This is a genomic window from Arthrobacter sp. SLBN-112 (assembly GCF_030944625.1).
Taxonomy (GTDB): domain Bacteria; phylum Actinomycetota; class Actinomycetes; order Actinomycetales; family Micrococcaceae; genus Arthrobacter.
In genome coordinates, this window is record NZ_JAUSXY010000001.1 from 4,326,304 (window position 1) to 4,343,332 (window position 17,029).

Consider the following 17,029-nt stretch of genomic DNA (forward strand, 5'->3'; position numbering starts at 1 on the left):
TTGCCTAGTCCTCAGGCTCCGCGTCGTCGTCGGCAGGCTCTTCATCCGCTGGCCCCTGCTCCACTGCGGACGGCTCATCCTGCCGCCCTTGTTCAGGCTCCTGCTGCTGCTCATCCTCGGGGCGAACGCGTTCGGCCCACGGCACCCACTCCGGGGCGAGGATCGATTCCTCGGACGGCAGCAGGCCCAACTCATCGACGGTAACCACCTTGGAGCGGGAATTGCGGGTCAGCACCGCGTACCATTGCCAGCCACCGTAGCCAGGCAGCCTGGACTCGAACAAGTGCGTGACCAGCCGGTCGCCCTCGCTCTTGGCACCCAGGTGCGGCCCGATGGTGGCGGCCGTGGTGATGCCCTCAACTGCGGCCCGGGCGGTATCAACGGCGGCAGCCAGGAACGCGTCAGGCTTGCCCGTCCGCCACACCGGCACCCCGGCCTTGCGCTTTGGCGCAGCCTTGGCAGCCTGCTCCTGCGGGGCCACGCCCGGTTGTTCAGCTTGGGGGTTCATCGGCGCCTAAACGTCCAGCTCGTCGGCAACCTTGCGCAGGGCGGCCGCAATTGCCTTGCCCTTGTTGCCGTCCGGGTACTTGCCTTTGGACAGCGTCCCGGACAGGTTGTCCAGGACGCTCACCAGGTCCTGCACCAACGGCGCGAGGTCCTTGGCGCTGGGACGCTTTGCCTTGGCAATGGACGGGGTCTTATCCAGCACCCGCAGGCCCAGGGCCTGCGCGCCCTTACGTCCGTCCGCCACGCCAAACTCCACGCGGGTGCCGGCTTTGAGCTCCGTTACACCCTCGGGCAACGACGACTTGGGCAGGAAGACCTCCTGGCCGTCCTCGCCCGCGAGGAACCCAAAGCCCTTGTCCTTGTCATACCACTTGACCTTGCCGGTAGGCACGTAATCAACCTTCTTCGTTCTGCTGTCATGAGACACGGCCAGATGCCACCGCGTCCGCATTCTTGTGCGGGTTCAAGGTATGGCACCAGCAAACCGTGTTGGTCTGTATGCTTCAAGGTTATCCTGCCGCATGCCCTAATCATGCTTCCGGCGGTACTGTTCCGCCCCGGGCGCAAGCCCCGCGCTTTAGCGGCACGCCGGAGGCCGCTGTAGCGTTGCGTCCATGACACCCTTGCGTTTCCGGCGGCCCCTGATGGTGCTCGCAGCTGTTATCGCCCTGCTTTCCTTGGTAGCTGTGGGAACGGTCATGGCCCTTGCCTTCTCGGGGTCCGTCGCTCCCACCTGGGTCACGTACTCCGCGCTGTATGGCCTCCCGGTGGCCTTCATCCTGATGCTCCTGCTGGTCCTGGATGGTGTCGCCGCCCGGCGGCGGGCGGGAAGGCGGGAGCCGCGGTAACGTTGAACTGATGTCCCTCATTCGTGCGCTCGGCAAGGAACTGGAGGCACGCAGCGACGACTCGTTGCGGGCACTTTTCGCCGCGCGGCCGGACCTGATCTCCCCCTCCGTTCCGGACTTCGCGGCACTTGCGGCCCGGGCCAGCTCGCGCGTCAGCGTCCAGCGCGCCCTTGAACGGCTCAACCGGCCCCAGATGCAGGTGCTTGAAACCCTGCACCTGTGCACCAACACGGACACCGGCCACAGCGCGTCCGCGGAGGTCCTGCAAAAACTGATCCCGGGTTCGTCCCTGGCCACCGTCCAGCAGATCCTTGGCACCCTGCAGGAACTCGCCCTGGTGCACCCGGCCGCAGCGCCGCATGGCACCCCGCCCGCAGCTTCCGGGCAATCCTTCTACCTCCCGGCGGGCGCACTCAAGGACGTGGTGGGAATCTACCCGGCCGGCCTGGGCCGCAGCTACACGGAACTGGTCCGACTCCAACCGGCTTTCGCCCAACGGGCAGTGCCGCTGGTCGCCGAACTGCACCGCAGCGGCTTCGCCATCCACGATGCCACCACCCCCATGGAAGCGGCGCTGGCGCTCCAACACTGGACATCATCCCCGGACGCGCTGCAGGACATTCTCGCCGCGGCCCCGGAACGGACGACGGCGCTGCTCGCCAGGTTCCGGAACTGGGCCATGGGTGCCGTCCCCCAGGCGCAACGGAAGGCATCGGTCCTGACGGAACCGGCCGACGTCGGCCCGGTGGACTGGCTCCTTGCCCGCGGGCTGCTTGTCCCGCTCGACGCCGCGCACGTCGAGTTGCCGCACGGCGTGGGGCTGGCGCTTCGCGGCGGCGCCATCATCGATGACTTCACGCTTGCACCGCCGGTCCCGGAGCTCGGCCGGACCACCGCGGCGTTGCGACGGAACGCCGCGCTGAGCGCTATCTCGGAAACCCTCAGGCTTGTCTCCGAACTGCTGCACGCCGTCCGGGAACAGCCGCTGGCCACCCTGCGCAGCGGCGGGGTGGGGGTGCGCGAAATGCGCCGCCTTTCCGAACAGCTACGGATCGACCAGGGCGCAGTGGGACTGCTGCTCGAACTGTGCGGCCTGGCCGGCCTGATCCGCCTCGATGTCGACTCGTCGTCCTGGGTGCAGCCGCCCCAGCTCGAGTGGCTCATCCTGCCGAGGCAGGAACAATGGCTGTGGCTGGTCAACGCCTGGCTTGCCAGCGAGCGCGTCCCGTCAATGGTGGGCCAGCCAGTCAGTACATCGCCCGGCACGCCGGCCACCCGGTCCGCGTCCGGCATCACCATCGCAGCGCTGTCCGCCGGGGCGCAGCGGCCCGATGCCCCCGTGGTCCGTAAACGCATCCTGGAAATCCTGCATGAACTCACCTGCGAAGCATCCGCTCCGGACGGCGCTGCCCCGGTGCTCGATGCCGCCGCGGTCCTCCAGCGGGCGGAGTGGTCGCAGCCGCGGATGGCCAGGCGGTTCAGTTCCCTGATCCGCGGCGTCCTGGCCGAGGCCGAGCTGCTGGGCTTGGTGGGCTCGGGCGCGCTGAGCCAGCTGGGAAGCGCGTTCGCCGAAGACAACCCCGACGCCGCCCTTGCCATCCTGGGCGAGCACTTGCCGGCAGCCTTGAACCACGTGCTGCTGCAGGCGGACCTTACCGCCGTCGCGCCGGGCTACCTGGCCCCCGCGCTCACGGAAAAGCTGCTGGTCATGGCCGATGCCGAAGGACAGGGGCCGGCCACCATCTACCGGTTCTCCGCAGAGTCAATCAAGCGGGCGCTAGACGACGGCTACGACGCCCCCGCCCTGCTGCGCTTCCTGCGTGAGCACTCGGCAACTGCAGTGCCGCAACCGCTGGAATACCTGGTGGAGGACACAGCCTCCCGGCACGGCAGGCTGCGGGTGGGGCAGGCCGCGAGCTTCATCCAAAGCGACGATGAGGCGATGCTCGCCGAACTCCTGGCCGGGCCTAAGGCGGCCCAGCTTGGGTTGGTCAGGCTTGCCCCTACCGTTGTGGCGTCGTCGGCCCCGCAGCGCGACGTTGCCGCCGCTCTCCGCAGCCTGGGCCTCTCTCCATCGGTGGACGGCACCGAACCGGCCGCCCACCTTCGTCGCGCTGCCTCCCCGCAGGAGGGCCTCCGCCCCGTCTACACCGCCCCACGGCTGGCGCCCGCGGCTGAGGAAGTGGATGCCCAGCTGCACCTCCTGCGGCAGGCGCGTGACGCCGTCGGACACTCCCCGGGGCCGGCGGCGGGCAGCGAAGCCGCAACACAGCTGGGACTGGAAGCGCTGCAGCGGGCCATCCGGCTGAAGCAGCGGATCCATATGAACGTGGTGGACAGCCTGGGGAATGCCAGCATGGAAGTGGTTGTTCCGCTATCTGTCAGCGGGGGCCGGGTCCGCGTGTTCGATCCCGCCAAGGAAACCGAACGGGTCCTGTCCGTCCACCGCATCATCGATATCGAAGCCGCCGAGGAACTGCGGCAGTAAAGGATTCCCCCGCGTGACCGACGGACCCCTGATCGTCCAAAGCGACAAAACCATCCTCCTCGAAGTGGACCACGAGCTGGCCACCGAAGCGCGCCATGCCATCGCGCCCTTCGCCGAGCTGGAACGGGCTCCGGAGCACATGCACAGCTACCGGCTGACCCCGCTGGGCCTGTGGAACGCACGCGCCGCCGGGCTGGACGCGGAAAAGGTACTCGACGCGCTGCTGAAATACTCGCGTTTTCCGGTTCCGCATTCCCTGCTGATCGACGTCGAGGAAACCATGTCCCGGTACGGCCGGCTGCGGCTGGAAAAGGACCCGCGCCACGGGCTGGTGATGCGGACGGACGACTACCCCGTGCTTGAGGAAGTCATCAGGGCAAAGAAGATCGCCCCGCTGCTGGGTCCGCGGATCGACGGCGAAACCGTGGTGGTGCACGCATCCCAGCGTGGCCAGCTCAAGCAGCTCCTGCTGAAGATCGGCTGGCCGGCGGAGGACCTGGCCGGCTACGTGGACGGCACCCCGCACCTGATATCGCTCAACGAGGACGGCTGGCAGCTGCGCCCCTACCAACGCCTGGCCAGCGAAAACTTCTGGGCAGGCGGCAGCGGGGTGGTGGTACTGCCCTGCGGCGCCGGCAAGACGCTGGTGGGGGCCGCGGCCATGGCCACGGGCTCCACCACCACGCTCATCCTGGTCACCAACACCGTTGCCGCCAGGCAATGGAAGGACGAACTCATCAGGCGCACCTCCCTCACGGAAGAAGAGGTGGGCGAATACTCGGGCGCCGTGAAGGAAGTCCGTCCCGTAACCATTGCCACCTACCAGGTGCTCACCACCAAGCGCGGCGGCATCTACCCGCACCTGGAACTGGTGGACGGCCACGACTGGGGTCTGATCATCTACGACGAGGTCCACCTCCTGCCGGCACCGATCTTCAGGATGACTGCCGACCTCCAGGCGCGCCGCCGCCTTGGGCTGACGGCCACCCTGGTCCGTGAAGACGGGCGCGAGGGCGAGGTCTTCAGCCTGATCGGACCCAAACGCTATGACGCCCCGTGGAAGGACATCGAGGCGCAGGGCTACATCGCTCCGGCGGACTGCGTCGAGGTGCGCGTTGACCTGCCGCAGGACGAACGGGTTGCGTATGCCATGGCCGATGACGCCGACAAGTACCGGCTGTGCGCCACCTCCGAGTCCAAGACGCAGGTGGTGGAGCAGCTGGTGGCACGCCACGCCGGTGAGCAGCTGCTGGTGATCGGCCAGTACATCGACCAGCTGGACGAACTCGGCGAGCGCCTGCAGGCACCGGTGATCAAGGGCGACACCTCCGTCAAGGTGCGCCAGAAGCTCTTTGACGCGTTCCGCGCCGGTGAGCTGCAAACCCTGGTGGTGTCCAAGGTGGCCAACTTCTCCATCGACCTGCCCGAAGCATCGGTGGCCATCCAGGTCTCAGGTTCCTTCGGGTCCCGGCAGGAGGAGGCGCAGCGGCTGGGGCGCCTGCTGCGGCCCAAAAAGGACGGCCGGGCGGCCCGGTTCTACTCGCTGGTGGCCCGGGACACCCTGGACCAGGAGTTCGCGGCCAAGCGCCAGCGGTTCCTGGCCGAGCAGGGGTATGCCTACCGGATCATGGACGCCAAGGACGTGGAGGCTGCCGGTTAGCCCTGATGGTCTCGCCGCCGCACGGTTGGCAGCCGGTGCCGCAGGCCACGGATCGGGGGCACACTGGATGCATGAGCACGCGCATCATTCCCGTCACCCCTGGCCCTGGCCAGGAATCGGTCTGGGACTACCCCCGCCCGCCACGACTCGAACCCAGTACCGAACGGATACGGATCGTCCTCGGCGGTGAGCTGATCGTTGACACCACGGATTCGCTTCGCGTCCTGGAGACCAGCCACCCGCCGGTCTACTACCTGCCGCGGACGGCGTTTGTGCCGGGGTCGCTGGAGCCCGCCGCCGGCAGCAGTTTTTGTGAATTCAAAGGCTCGGCTGAATACCTGACCGTCCGCGGCGGTGGGCAGGAAGCCGACGGGGCCGCGTGGTCCTACCCGGAGCCGTCCTCCGGATTCGAGGCGCTGGCCGGCTGGGTGGCTGTCTACGCCGGCAGGATGGATTACTGCGAAGTGGACGGCGAACGCGTGCTTCCCCAGCCCGGCCGCTTCTACGGCGGCTGGATTACCAAGCGGATAGTCGGGCCTTTCAAAGGCGAACCGGGAACTATGGGCTGGTGAACGCAAGCTCACCACCACCATGCTCACAACGAATATCCAGACAACTCCCAGACACTGGGAGCATGATGGGAGCATGAACAAGAACGGTCCCGAAGCCAGGCTGCTCGTCGTCGATGATGAACCCAACATCCGTGAGCTTCTCTCCACGTCACTCCGGTTCGCAGGCTTTGAAGTTGTCTCCGCCGCCAACGGGCGCGATGCCCTGGCTGCGGCGGACACCCAGGCGCCTGACCTCGCCGTATTGGATGTCATGCTCCCGGATATGGACGGGTTCACCGTTACCCGCCGGCTGCGCGCTGCCGGAAAGCACTTCCCGGTCCTTTTCCTGACAGCGAAGGACGACACGGAAGACAAAGTCACCGGCCTGACCGTCGGCGGCGACGACTACGTCACCAAGCCGTTCAGCCTGGACGAGGTAGTGGCCCGGATCCGCGCGGTGCTGCGCCGGACCCAGCCCCTGCTGGATGACGACGCCATCATCCGTGTTGACGACCTCGAGCTCGACGACGACGCCCACGAGGTGCGGCGCGGCGGCACCGTCATTGAACTGTCCCCCACCGAGTTCAAGCTGCTGCGCTACCTCATGCTCAATCCCAACCGGGTGCTGTCCAAGTCCCAGATCCTGGACCACGTGTGGGAGTACAACTTCAACGGCGATGCGTCCATCGTGGAGTCCTACATTTCCTACCTCCGGCGGAAGGTGGACATCGATCCCGAAGCCCCGGCCCTGATCCAGACCAAGCGCGGCGTGGGCTACGTGCTGCGGACGGCTGAAAAGCGCTGACCTTGCTGAAGCGGTGGAAGTCGGCCTCACTCAGGTCGCAGCTGGTGGCCATGATCATGGCCCTGCTGATTGTGGCCCTGACGGTGACCGGAGCTGTCACCCTCACATTGCTGCACAGCTACCTCCAGGGGCAGGTGGACGACAAACTGAACGCCGCCGTCGACTCTGCCCGGAAACAGCGCTCGTTCACCCAGTTGCAGGCACCCAGTCCCATTCCCACCGACTATTCGCTGATGCTCTTCGCCCCGGGCGAGCAGCCGTACACGTTCGGCGGCGACCCCGACGACCACCCGGACATCAGTGCCATCACCGTGGACCAGGCCCAGGCCCGGGACCTTGCCCCGTTCCAGGTCCGCGGCACGGACGGCGAAAGCTGGCGGGTGGTGGCGGTGACCGTACAAAACGGCCAAACAACTGCCGTGGTGGTTATCGGGCTTCCCCTGGCGAGCGTCGACGACGTCCTCAAGCACGCCACCCTGGTGGTTACCGGGGTGGGCCTCTTAACGCTGCTGCTGGCCTCCCTCATCGCGAGCTGGACAGTGTCCCGATCCTTCCGGCCGCTTGCCAGGGTGGAGAAGACGGCAGCCGCCATCGCCGCCGGGGACCTCTCCCGCCGTGTTGAGGTGGAAAATCCGGCCACCGAGCTGGGCCGGCTGAGCAGCTCGCTCAATGCCATGCTGGCGCACATTGAGACGGCGTTTGCGGCCCGGACCGCGTCCGAGGCCAGGATGCGCCGCTTCGCCGCCGACGCCTCCCACGAACTGCGCACACCCCTGGTGACCATCCGCGGCTTCTCCGAGCTCTACCGCCACGGCGCCCTGTCCACGGACGAGGACGTGGCCACCGCCATGGGCCGGATCGAAAGCGAAGCCAAACGCATGGGTTCCATGGTTGAGGACCTGCTCCTGCTGGCCCGGCTGGACGAGCAGCGGCCGCTGCAGCAAAAGCCCGTGGACCTGCAGCTGATCGCCCACGACGCCATGGTGGACACCCAAGCCAGCGACCGTTCCAGGAGCATCTCGCTGGCAGGCCTCGACGGCGGTCCGGCCAGGCCGGCCCCGGTTCTCGGCGACGAGGCCAAGCTGCGCCAGGTGGTGGGAAACCTCGTGGGCAATGCGTTGCGGTACACCCCGGAGGGCAGCCCCATCGAACTGGCGGTGGGAGTCCGCAGCACGGACGGTGAGGCGCGCTCCATCATCGAGGTACGGGACCATGGGCCGGGCATTTCGGAAGAGGACGCAGGCAAGGTCTTCGAACGCTTCTACCGTGCCGATACCTCCCGGACCCGGGAGACGGGCGGCAGCGGCCTGGGCCTGGCCATCGTGGCGGCCATCGTTGGTTCGCACGGCGGTTCGGTGCGGGTGGAGAAGACCGACGGCGGCGGGGCGACGCTGGTGGTCAGCCTGCCGCACCGCGACGACGTCCCCGCACCTGACACGGCGGATGGAGAGGAAGCGGCTGACGACGGTGCCGGCCAGCGTGCCGCGGGCAGCGGCGGATCGGTTATCCACATATAGGCCTGAGGCCATGGCTCCGCCGGGAGCGGCTTCCTAGGCTCGTGTCAGCAGCCCGGAACCGCCGGGCCGGAGGCGTCTCCGCCATACCGAAAGGCATAGCCATGAGCATCATTTCCGTCGACACCGAGCTACTGCAGCTGAAATCCGCCAACGTGCAGGCCACCGTGGACAGGATCAGTTCTGACGTGCAGGCCATGAAGCGCGGCCTCGATGAGCTGCAGGGTTCGTGGCGCGGCTCCGCAGCCACCAATTTCCAGGCGCTCGTCACCGAATGGACCATCACCCAGGGCCGGGTAGAGGCGTCGCTGGCCTCCATCAACACGGCCCTGGCCTCCGCTGCGGCAACGTATGCGCAGGCAGAACAGGGCAACGCGCAGCGGTTCAGCTGACAGGTCAGGCTTCCGGGGTTCCTTGATGGAACCGCAGCCGCCACCGTTCGCCGTCAAGGACCCATAACGAGCTTCGCAGCGTGGTACCCGAACGGGCGAAGTTCCGGTATGTCAGCAGGACGGCGTTGGCGCCGATGCGCTCAGCGCCCAGAACCTCGATGTCGGTCCGCTCACCGGGATCCTCTTCGAGGGCCATCATCATGGCGTCCCGGGTCCACATCCGTCCCGAGCTGCCGATTTCCATGAAGTCCGGGTGGAGGAGGACGGCGGTCCGGCCAATGTCGCCGCGCACCAGGGGGCCCAGCAGTTCGCGTTCGAGTTGCTCCACCAGGGCTTCGGGCGCGACCGCCCCGGCCTGCTGAGCTGCCTCGGCAACCTCCTGGGCTTCGGTATCCAGTTCACTGAACAGGTCAAGTTCGTCATAGGCCGATACCGGCTCGGGCATCGCCTTCGGTTCGCCGGTTCCCGCTGCCGGGACTCTTGGGCCGGCCGCTGCCGGGCGCGCCTCCGAACGGGCGGAACCTGCAGCTGAACGGCCGGCGGCTGCAGATGAACGGTCCGGGGCGGGGATGTCGAGGGTGGCGGGCTGGAGGCCGGTGCCGGACTGCTGCTGCGCCTCAAAGCTCCGCCCGGACGCGCCCGGGTGGTGGGCCCCCGGGAACCCTGGCCCCGACCGTGCGGCCACGCCTTGCTGGTAGGCCGTTGCCGCCGCCCGGGCGCGTTCATCGGCGGCCTCGTTCAGGCTGTGGCCGGCATGGCCCTTGACCCATTCGAAGGTATACGTCCGGCCTGCCAGTTCGCGGTCCAGTTCCTTCAGCAGTTCAACGTTCAGGACGGGCTTCCCATCGGCTTTGCGCCATCCTTTGCGCTTCCATCCGGGCATCCATTTGGTAATTGAATTGATGACGTATTGGCTGTCGCAGAGGATGCGCAGGTCTTCCTCCGGAAGATGCGCGGTGGCCCGCAGGAGGTCCAGGACAGCCATCAGCTCCCCCTGGTTATTGGTCCCGTGAGGCCAGCCACCAGCCCGCCAACAATTGTCATCCACATACCAGGCCCAGCCCGCCGGGCCCGGGTTTCCCAAGGCCGAACCGTCAGCCGCTGCAGTAATCGTCACCGGTCCATCCTGCCAGAAGCCAACGACAATCGGCTGCCGCCCCCGCGGCACGGCACGACCGGCAGTCCACCGCTCGTTGCGCCGCCACAGCGGACGAGGTGGTCTCCGAGTTAAGAACAGCATCTCGGAAAACGTTTACCCAAACTCTTGACTCCCGCCTTCCACCTGCGAAACAATCGCAGAATCAACGCGAGAAAACGCTTTCCCGCTGGTTCAGGTTCCCGCAATGGAGTGGGAGCGACCCAGCGGTTCCCAATTCGGAAGGAACATTAATGACGAGTCCAGTCTTAAGCCGGCGCAGTTTCCAGCTCGGTGCTGCTGCGTTGGCCTTCTCCCTGCTGGCCACGGGCTGCGGCGCCCCCGGCGGCTCGGGAGACAGCGGCCAGGTGACCCTGCGGTTCGCGTGGTGGGGCAACGAGTACCTGAACGCACAGACCCAGAAGGTCATTGCCGCCTTTGAAGCGTCGCACCCGAATATCAAAATCAAGGCCGAGCCGGGCGAATGGGCCAGCTACTGGGACAAACTGGCAACGAAGACAGCTGCCAATGATGCGCCGGACGTCATCCAGATGGACCAGAAGTACATCGCCGAGTACGGCGGCCGCGGCGCCCTCATGGACCTGTCCAAACAAAGCGGCATCGACACCTCGAAGCTGGACAAGGAGGCCCTGGCCTCCGGCCAGTACGGCGGTGCCCAGTACGGTCTCAGCACCGGCCAGAATGCCTACGTCATCATGGCCAACACCAAGGTGTTCGAGGCAGCAGGCGTACCGGTTCCGGACGACAAGACGTGGACCTGGAAGGACTTTACCGACACCGCAGCGAAGATCAGCGCCGCAGGCGACGGGAAGAGTTACGGCGCCGCCTACGGCAGCAACGAAGCAGACCTGATCATCTGGCTGCGCCAGCACGGAGAAGACCTCTACACGGGTGACGGCGCGCTCGGGTTCGGGACCGCGACCGCCGCATCCTTCTGGGAACGGCTCAAGGACCAACGCGATTCAAAGGCCAGCCCGCCTGCCACAGTCGCCACCGAGGACGCGGGGGCGGGGTTGGAGGAAAGCCTGTTCGGTACCAACCGGGTGGCCATGGCATGGTGGTGGACCAACCAGCTCGGTTCGCTGGAGTCCACCACGGGCAGCAACATCAAGATGCTGCGGGCCCCCAGTATCAGCGGCGCATCAGCCAGTAACGGCATGTACTACAAGCCCACGATGTTCTGGTCCGCTTCGTCCCGCTCCAAGCACCCGCAACAGGCCGCCGAATTCATCGACTACCTCACCAACAGCCCGGAGGCGGGCGGCATCCTGATGACGGACCGCGGTGTGCCCACCAACGCCGGGATCGTCTCCGCCATCACTCCGGCGCTGAAGCCTGCGGACACCACGGTGGTGGGCTTCCTCAAGGACATAGCGCCGGACATCAAGGGCGCGCCGCCGGTTCCACCGGTGGGTGCGGGCAGCGTCCAGAACGTCATCAAGCGCTACACGGATGAGGTGCTGTACGACCGCCTGACACCGCAGGCAGCCGCTGACGCCTTCAAGAAGGAAGTCGAAGGGATGCTGGCTTCCGCCAGGAAGTAGGCCCCCGGGCAACAAAAATGCGGCCCCCTCGCAAAGGAGGGGGCCGCATTTCACGTCAGCGGGACAGGTCCCGGCAGAGGGGCTTAGAAGCCGCCCATGCCGCCCATGCCGCCCATGTCGTCTCCACCGGCGGGGGCAGAAGACTTCTCGGGCTTGTCTGCCACCACTGCTTCGGTGGTGAGGAACAGGCCGGCGATGGAGGCCGCGTTCTGCAGGGCAGAGCGGGTCACCTTGACCGGGTCGTTGACGCCGGCAGCCAGCAGGTCGACGTACTCGCCGGTGGCTGCGTTCAGGCCGTGGCCTGCGGGCAGGCCGCGGACCTTGTCGACAACCACGCCGGGCTCGAGGCCGGCGTTGAAGGCGATCTGCTTCAGCGGAGCGTCGATGGCAACGCGGACGATGTTGGCGCCCGTTGCTTCGTCGCCGGACAGCTGCAGGTTGGCGAATGCCTTGGCACCGGCCTGGATCAGGGCTACACCGCCACCGGCGACGATGCCTTCTTCAACCGCAGCCTTGGCGTTGCGGACGGCGTCCTCAATGCGGTGCTTGCGTTCCTTGAGCTCAACCTCGGTGGCGGCACCGGCCTTGATGACTGCAACGCCGCCGGCCAGCTTGGCCAGGCGTTCCTGCAGCTTCTCGCGGTCGTAGTCGGAGTCCGAGTTCTCGATCTCGGCGCGGATCTGGGATACGCGGCCGGCGATCTGGTCGGCGTCGCCGGCACCTTCGACGATGGTGGTCTCGTCCTTGGTGACAACAACCTTGCGGGCCTGGCCCAGCAGTTCGAGGCCTGCGGTCTCGAGCTTGAGGCCGACTTCCTCGGAGATGACCTGGCCGCCGGTGAGGACGGCGATGTCTGCCAACTGTGCCTTGCGGCGGTCACCGAAGCCCGGAGCCTTGACGGCAACGGACTTGAAGGTGCCGCGGATCTTGTTGACGATCAGGGTGGCCAGGGCCTCACCCTCGATGTCTTCGGCGATGATCAGCAGCGGCTTGTTGGACTGCATGACCTTTTCGAGGACAGCAACCAGTTCCTTGACGTTGGAGATCTTCGAGTTGACGATCAGGATGTACGGGTCTTCAAGGACCGTTTCCTGGCGCTCGGCGTCGGTGACGAAGTAGGCGGAGATGTAGCCCTTGTCGAAGCGCATGCCTTCGGTGAGCTCAAGCTCCAGGCCGAAGGTGTTGGACTCCTCGACCGTGATGACGCCTTCCTTGCCAACCTTGTCCAGGGCTTCGGCAATGAGGGCACCAATTTCGTCGTCACCGGCGGAGATGGAGGCCGTGGCCGCGATCTCTTCCTTGGTTTCGATCTCCTTGGCGGAAGCCAGGAGTTCGCGAGTGACGGCCTCGACGGCCTTCTCGATGCCGCGCTTGAGGGACAGCGGGTCGGCGCCGGCGGCAACGTTGCGCAGGCCTTCCTTGACCAGCGCCTGGGCCAGCACGGTTGCCGTGGTGGTACCGTCGCCGGCGACGTCGTCAGTCTTCTTGGCAACTTCCTTGACCAGCTCGGCGCCGATCTTCTCGTAGGGATCGTCCAGCTCGATCTCCTTGGCGATGGAAACACCATCGTTGGTGATCGTGGGGGCGCCCCACTTCTTTTCGAGGACGACGTTGCGTCCACGCGGGCCGAGGGTGACCTTAACGGCGTCGGCGAGGGTGTTCAGGCCACGCTCAAGGCCGCGGCGTGCCTCTTCATCAAATGCAATGATCTTGGCCATAACGGCAGTAGTCCTTTCGGGACAGTCGTTAAGAATGAACCTTCGCTGCAGTGCCCGCGACGGACGATCCTTCGACAGCGGCCTCTGTATGCCTCCGGCTGGGGATCTCACTGAAGTGAGGTGTTTCTTTCGCTCCTCGACCGATGCTCTGCGCCGCCGGCCGGAACCGGGCGTTGCTTAGCAGTCGGTACGTCAGAGTGCTAACTCAATAATTAGCACTCCCCCGGTGAGAGTGCAAGCGAAAAGTCGCCGGACGGGCAGCTGGCGGGGGTGGCTTCGCCGAGGGCGATCAGCCCGGATGTCCGGCGGTCTCCCGCCCGCTTGGAGTGGGGTTGTTGTCAGCTCCGTAGGTGAACACGGAGAAGTCAGCCGTGGTGATGTCCCCGTTGGCGTCGAAGGCAATGGGGCCCGACTCGCCGTCGTAATTGATGTCGGGGCCGGCAGCCAGGCCGCCCAGGCACGCCTTGTAGGTCAGGCACGGCGCGGCGGCCGATCCGGAGCCGGGTGCCGCCGTCCCGCCGGATACCGGGATCAGGTTGGCGGCGATCGAGCGGCCGGCGTCATCCTGGGCGCGGGCCGCAGCCAGCGCAGCCAGCGTGACGGCGTCATAGGTTTCGGCAGCGTAGGAGACATCCTTCAGGGACGGGTCCACCGCCAGGAGCTTTGCCTGGAAAGCGGCGGAGGGCAACTGCCCCGGGACCACGGCGCGGGCGCCGTCCAGGACCTTGGAACCCAGCCCTGACCCGTAGCGGGCGAAGGCGCCGTCGCTCATGATGATGCGCGAACCGCTGAGGCCGGCCTTGTTCAGCTCGGCCAACGCGCTCTGGGCGCCCTCGCGGGCCACCAGGACGACGGCGTCCGGCTTGGCTTTGGCGACGGAGCTTGCCGCAGCGCCGGCGTCCCCCGTTGTGAAGCCGGCCCCGGGAAGGACGGTAAGTCCGGACTGTTTTGCCGCTTCCGTGACGGCGGCCTGCAGGTCCTTGCCGTAGGAACCTTCCTGGTACAGCACGCTGATGCTGGTTGCGCCGGCGTCCTTGGCGAGTTTGGCCAAGACCGGGCCCCTGGGCGACGTCGGCGGCAGCGGTGCGGAAGTAGTAGCCGCCGCTGGCCATTCCGGTCAGGCCGGCGGCAGTGTTGGCCGGTGAGATCAGTGGCGTCCGTGCGCGGGAGAGAATGTCGACGGCGGCCGCCGCATGGCTGGAGTCGGTGGGTCCGATGACCACGTCCGCCTTGGCGGCCAGCAGGGCATTTGCCTGCCCGGCGGTTTCCAGATCCGGATGTACGGGCAGCAGTTCGACGGGCCTGCCCTTGTGGCCGCCTGCAGCGTTGACGTCCTGGACGGCCAGCTTGGCGGAGGCGAGCTGGGGCGCGTTGAGGAAAGCACTGTCACCGGTGTTGTCCAGTATCAGGCCCACCCGGAGGACGCCGTCGCCGGACGCCTCGGCGGATTCCACCCGGGCGTTTCCGCCCGTACCGGAGCATGCTGTGATGCCGAGCACGGCTGCCAGGGAGACGGCCAAGGCGGCGCGGACGGCAGGACGGTTGATCGGCATCACTGCGCCGGCCGGACGTTTTCTGCCTGCGGGCCCTTTTCGCCTTCGCCGACCTCCAGCTGCACCCGCTGGCCTTCCTCGAGGGCCCGGTAGCCTTCGCCCTGGATCGCAGACCAATGGACAAAGATGTCATCACTGGAGCCGTCAACAGTGATGAAACCGTAGCCCTTTTCAGCGTTGAACCATTTGACGGTTCCCAGTGCCATGGTGACCAACTCTTTTCCGTTGCGGCCGGATGGGCCGGTGCTGTGCGTGCTGCCCGGCGGGCCGTGGCCTGGATTCACTCTAGCCAACGGCCGCTACGCGTCGAAGGCAGCGGCAGGCCCGGAGCGGCGAACGTTATGCAGGCGTAACTGAGTCCGCCCGGTTACCGGTATCCCGGGCCGAGGACCACCACGAGGGGCACCTGGAACTCGGTGCTGCTGACGACGGTGGGGATGTTCAGCAGTGCCGCGAGCTCCTGGGCGCCGGCCAGCTGCTGGGGACCGGCGTAATAGATCACGGAGGATTTCTGCGATGCGCCTGACCAGTTGCCTACCGGTCCGAGCCGCCAGCCGTCAGCCTGGACTATCCCGCCCACCCGGCTGGCGAGTCCCGCGGTACCCGCCGCGTTGTAGACGGCCACTGCCTGTGTGCGGTCGACGACGGCCTGCCGGCTGGGGGAAGCTGTGGGCTCCGGGTTGCTGCTGCGGGATGGTTCGGCGGTGGCCGACGGTTCCGAGCTGGCCGAAGGCGCGGCTTCCTGCGTGGCGGAAGTGGTGGATCCGGTCCCGGCCAATGCGGTGGATTCCACGCTGGCAGATGCCTCGGTGCCCGTGGCGTTGAAGCCGAGCTTGGGAAGGATCAGGAAGGACACCAGGCCGATGGCCAGTGCCGCCACGCCCACGGCGAGGATGGGCCACAGCCGCACCCTGGACGGCGCAGAGGCCGTCCGGTGGACACCTTGTCGCGACGCGGCCTCGGGGACCTTGTCGAATTCATCGCGGGCGTATTTGGTCATGGTGGAAGGACATCCTTGTTGATTGCTGCCAGGGTCCCGGCCCGGGTCGTGTTAAGCGTCGGATCCGAGGCGGCGGGCGGTGCGTGCACGGTGGCGCGACGTACGTAGTCTACGCAATCTCTTGACCAGCATGGGATCGTGGGCCAGGGCATCCTCGCGATCGATCAATGCGTTGAGGAGCTGGTAGTAGTGGGTTGCGGAGAGGTCGAACAGCTCCCGGATGGCCTGTTCCTTGGCCCCGGCGTACTTCCACCACTGCCGTTCCAGCGCCAGCATCTGCTGTTCCCGCTCGGTGAGCGAGGAATCACGGAGCGTGAAATCCACCAGCAGGGACTTCCGTTGGTCCTGCTCCGGCAGGTGTTCCCGGGCCGGTTCCGCCACGGCACACTCCTTCGCTGGTTACGGTAAATGTCTTACCCCCATGCTACCGGCCGAATTACAGGAGTGTCATTCGAGCCGGCCGTCAACACGCCTGCCCGCCGGCAGTCGCCTCCTGCAAGAATGGAACGATGTTTGAATCGGATGCGTTGTTCGACCTGCCGCAGGACCCGGCGGACACCACCCGCTTCAGCGATCTGGCCCAGCTGCCCTTGGCGGAACTCATGGCTCCGGACTGGGCGTCGGCGCTGCAGGGCGTGGAAGCCAGGTTGCGGTCGGTGCTGGATTTCCTTGCCGGCGAAGAAGCGGCCGGGCACCAAATCCTGCCGCCGCCGTCGAACGTCCTGCGCGCTTTCCGCCAGCCGCTCGCCGATGTGAAAGTCCTCATCGTGGGGCAGGACCCGTACCCCACGCCGGGCCACGCCGTGGGGCTGTCGTTTTCCGTTGACGCACACGTCAGGCCGCTCCCGCGCAGCCTGGTGAACATCTACCGGGAACTCGAATCGGACCTCGGCATTCCGCCGCGCGTCCACGGCGACCTGTCAGCATGGACAGAGCAGGGCGTCCTGCTCCTGAACCGGGTACTCACGGTCAGGGCAGGGTCCGCAGGCTCCCACCGGGGCAAGGGCTGGGAAGACATTACGACGGCGGCAGTCACCGCAGTGGCCGGCCGCCGCACCGCTGACGGCTCCAGGGTGCCCCTGGTGGCCGTGCTGTGGGGCAAGGAGGCGGAGGGCGTCCGGCCGCTCCTGGCCGGCGCACCGGCCGTGTGCAGTCCCCATCCCAGCCCGCTGTCCGCCTCCCGCGGCTTCTTCGGCTCCAAGCCGTTCAGCCGCGTGAACCAGCTGCTCCGGGAACAAGGTGCGCGGGACGTAACCTGGGAACTCCCGCCGTCGGCCTAGCTTAGGCTTGCCT

Annotated in this window: 17 protein-coding genes and 1 pseudogene; 9 read left to right on the forward strand and 9 right to left on the reverse strand. The window is 66.8% G+C overall.

Going from position 1 to position 17,029, the window contains the following annotated elements; all coding sequences use genetic code 11:
- Positions 1-4 precede the first annotated feature (4 nt).
- Together QF050_RS20030 and QF050_RS20035 are read right to left on the reverse strand one after the other, a co-directional pair.
- Positions 5-508, reverse strand: a complete 504-nt coding sequence (locus tag QF050_RS20030) for a DUF3027 domain-containing protein (protein ID WP_308932011.1) — start codon at positions 506-508, stop codon at positions 5-7.
- Positions 509-514: 6 nt separating this feature from the next.
- Positions 515-898, reverse strand: a complete 384-nt coding sequence (locus QF050_RS20035) for a cold shock domain-containing protein (protein WP_308932012.1) — start codon at positions 896-898, stop codon at positions 515-517.
- A 223-nt stretch (positions 899-1,121) separates the two neighbouring features.
- Between QF050_RS20035 and QF050_RS20040 the strand changes: the two genes are divergently transcribed.
- From QF050_RS20040 to QF050_RS20070, 7 genes are all read left to right on the forward strand, one after another.
- The gene (locus tag QF050_RS20040; RefSeq protein WP_308932013.1) at positions 1,122-1,355 is read left to right on the forward strand and encodes a hypothetical protein; all 234 of its coding nucleotides are present in this window, start codon (positions 1,122-1,124) and stop codon (positions 1,353-1,355) included.
- A gap of 10 nt (positions 1,356-1,365) precedes the next feature.
- The gene (locus tag QF050_RS20045; RefSeq protein WP_308932014.1) at positions 1,366-3,843 is read left to right on the forward strand and encodes a helicase-associated domain-containing protein; all 2,478 of its coding nucleotides are present in this window, start codon (positions 1,366-1,368) and stop codon (positions 3,841-3,843) included.
- A 13-nt stretch (positions 3,844-3,856) separates the two neighbouring features.
- The gene (locus QF050_RS20050; protein WP_308932015.1) at positions 3,857-5,503 is read left to right on the forward strand and encodes a DNA repair helicase XPB; all 1,647 of its coding nucleotides are present in this window, start codon (positions 3,857-3,859) and stop codon (positions 5,501-5,503) included.
- A 71-nt stretch (positions 5,504-5,574) separates the two neighbouring features.
- On the forward strand, positions 5,575-6,075 hold the full coding sequence (locus QF050_RS20055; protein WP_308932016.1) for a DUF427 domain-containing protein: 501 nt from the start codon (positions 5,575-5,577) through the stop codon (positions 6,073-6,075).
- A gap of 73 nt (positions 6,076-6,148) precedes the next feature.
- Positions 6,149-6,859 carry a response regulator transcription factor gene (locus QF050_RS20060; protein WP_018762141.1) on the forward strand — a complete coding sequence of 237 codons (711 nt, stop codon included), beginning with the start codon at positions 6,149-6,151 and terminating at the stop codon, positions 6,857-6,859.
- Between the two features lie 2 nt (positions 6,860-6,861).
- Positions 6,862-8,376, forward strand: a complete 1,515-nt coding sequence (locus QF050_RS20065) for a HAMP domain-containing sensor histidine kinase (protein ID WP_308932017.1) — start codon at positions 6,862-6,864, stop codon at positions 8,374-8,376.
- Positions 8,377-8,477: 101 nt separating this feature from the next.
- Positions 8,478-8,765 carry a WXG100 family type VII secretion target gene (locus tag QF050_RS20070; protein ID WP_308932018.1) on the forward strand — a complete coding sequence of 96 codons (288 nt, stop codon included), beginning with the start codon at positions 8,478-8,480 and terminating at the stop codon, positions 8,763-8,765.
- A 4-nt stretch (positions 8,766-8,769) separates the two neighbouring features.
- Here QF050_RS20070 and QF050_RS20075 read toward each other — a convergent pair whose 3' ends face one another.
- A complete protein-coding gene (locus QF050_RS20075) occupies positions 8,770-9,882 on the reverse strand; it encodes a ribonuclease HI family protein (RefSeq protein ID WP_308932019.1) in 1,113 nt (370 codons plus the stop codon).
- 272 nt (positions 9,883-10,154) lie between these two features.
- On the opposite strand from QF050_RS20075, the gene QF050_RS20080 reads away from it, so the two are divergent.
- Positions 10,155-11,465, forward strand: coding sequence for a sugar ABC transporter substrate-binding protein (locus QF050_RS20080; RefSeq protein ID WP_308932020.1), 1,311 nt, complete (start codon positions 10,155-10,157; stop codon positions 11,463-11,465).
- An 83-nt stretch (positions 11,466-11,548) separates the two neighbouring features.
- Here QF050_RS20080 and groL read toward each other — a convergent pair whose 3' ends face one another.
- From groL to QF050_RS20105, 6 genes and pseudogenes are all read right to left on the reverse strand, one after another.
- A complete protein-coding gene (gene groL, locus QF050_RS20085; RefSeq protein ID WP_308932021.1) occupies positions 11,549-13,183 on the reverse strand; it encodes a chaperonin GroEL in 1,635 nt (544 codons plus the stop codon).
- A 289-nt stretch (positions 13,184-13,472) separates the two neighbouring features.
- Positions 13,473-14,234: an ABC transporter substrate-binding protein gene (locus QF050_RS20410; RefSeq protein ID WP_374121553.1), complete on the reverse strand. Its 762-nt coding sequence runs from the start codon at positions 14,232-14,234 to the stop codon at positions 13,473-13,475.
- A 52-nt stretch (positions 14,235-14,286) separates the two neighbouring features.
- Positions 14,287-14,736, reverse strand: a pseudogene (locus QF050_RS20415) (ABC transporter substrate-binding protein); the annotation flags it as partial.
- Positions 14,736-14,942 (reverse strand): cold-shock protein, encoded by a 207-nt coding sequence (locus QF050_RS20095; RefSeq protein WP_308932022.1) that lies wholly within the window; start codon positions 14,940-14,942, stop codon positions 14,736-14,738. The gene QF050_RS20095 and the pseudogene QF050_RS20415, both read right to left, overlap by 1 nt.
- Positions 14,943-15,103: 161 nt before the next feature.
- Entirely contained in the window at positions 15,104-15,736 is a 633-nt protein-coding gene (locus tag QF050_RS20100) for a LytR C-terminal domain-containing protein (RefSeq protein WP_308932023.1), read from the reverse strand.
- Positions 15,737-15,787: 51 nt separating this feature from the next.
- Positions 15,788-16,117: a DUF3263 domain-containing protein gene (locus tag QF050_RS20105; protein ID WP_308932024.1), complete on the reverse strand. Its 330-nt coding sequence runs from the start codon at positions 16,115-16,117 to the stop codon at positions 15,788-15,790.
- 128 nt (positions 16,118-16,245) lie between these two features.
- Here QF050_RS20105 and QF050_RS20110 point away from each other — a divergent pair, with 128 nt between their 5' ends.
- Entirely contained in the window at positions 16,246-17,016 is a 771-nt protein-coding gene (locus tag QF050_RS20110; protein ID WP_308932025.1) for a uracil-DNA glycosylase, read from the forward strand.
- Positions 17,017-17,029 lie beyond the last annotated feature (13 nt).

What these genes read in the sequence shown, in the direction of transcription:
- QF050_RS20030 (WP_308932011.1), bottom strand. Translation starts at nt 508, where the DNA reads ATGAACCCCCAAGCTGAACAACCGGGCGTGGCCCCGCAGGAGCAGGCT.
- QF050_RS20040 (WP_308932013.1), top strand. Translation starts at nt 1,122, where the DNA reads ATGACACCCTTGCGTTTCCGGCGGCCCCTGATGGTGCTCGCAGCTGTT.
- QF050_RS20045 (WP_308932014.1), top strand. Translation starts at nt 1,366, where the DNA reads ATGTCCCTCATTCGTGCGCTCGGCAAGGAACTGGAGGCACGCAGCGAC.
- QF050_RS20055 (WP_308932016.1), top strand. Translation starts at nt 5,575, where the DNA reads ATGAGCACGCGCATCATTCCCGTCACCCCTGGCCCTGGCCAGGAATCG.
- QF050_RS20060 (WP_018762141.1), top strand. Translation starts at nt 6,149, where the DNA reads ATGAACAAGAACGGTCCCGAAGCCAGGCTGCTCGTCGTCGATGATGAA.
- QF050_RS20070 (WP_308932018.1), top strand. Translation starts at nt 8,478, where the DNA reads ATGAGCATCATTTCCGTCGACACCGAGCTACTGCAGCTGAAATCCGCC.
- QF050_RS20080 (WP_308932020.1), top strand. Translation starts at nt 10,155, where the DNA reads ATGACGAGTCCAGTCTTAAGCCGGCGCAGTTTCCAGCTCGGTGCTGCT.
- groL (WP_308932021.1), bottom strand. Translation starts at nt 13,183, where the DNA reads ATGGCCAAGATCATTGCATTTGATGAAGAGGCACGCCGCGGCCTTGAG.
- QF050_RS20095 (WP_308932022.1), bottom strand. Translation starts at nt 14,942, where the DNA reads ATGGCACTGGGAACCGTCAAATGGTTCAACGCTGAAAAGGGCTACGGT.
- QF050_RS20100 (WP_308932023.1), bottom strand. Translation starts at nt 15,736, where the DNA reads ATGACCAAATACGCCCGCGATGAATTCGACAAGGTCCCCGAGGCCGCG.
- QF050_RS20110 (WP_308932025.1), top strand. Translation starts at nt 16,246, where the DNA reads ATGTTTGAATCGGATGCGTTGTTCGACCTGCCGCAGGACCCGGCGGAC.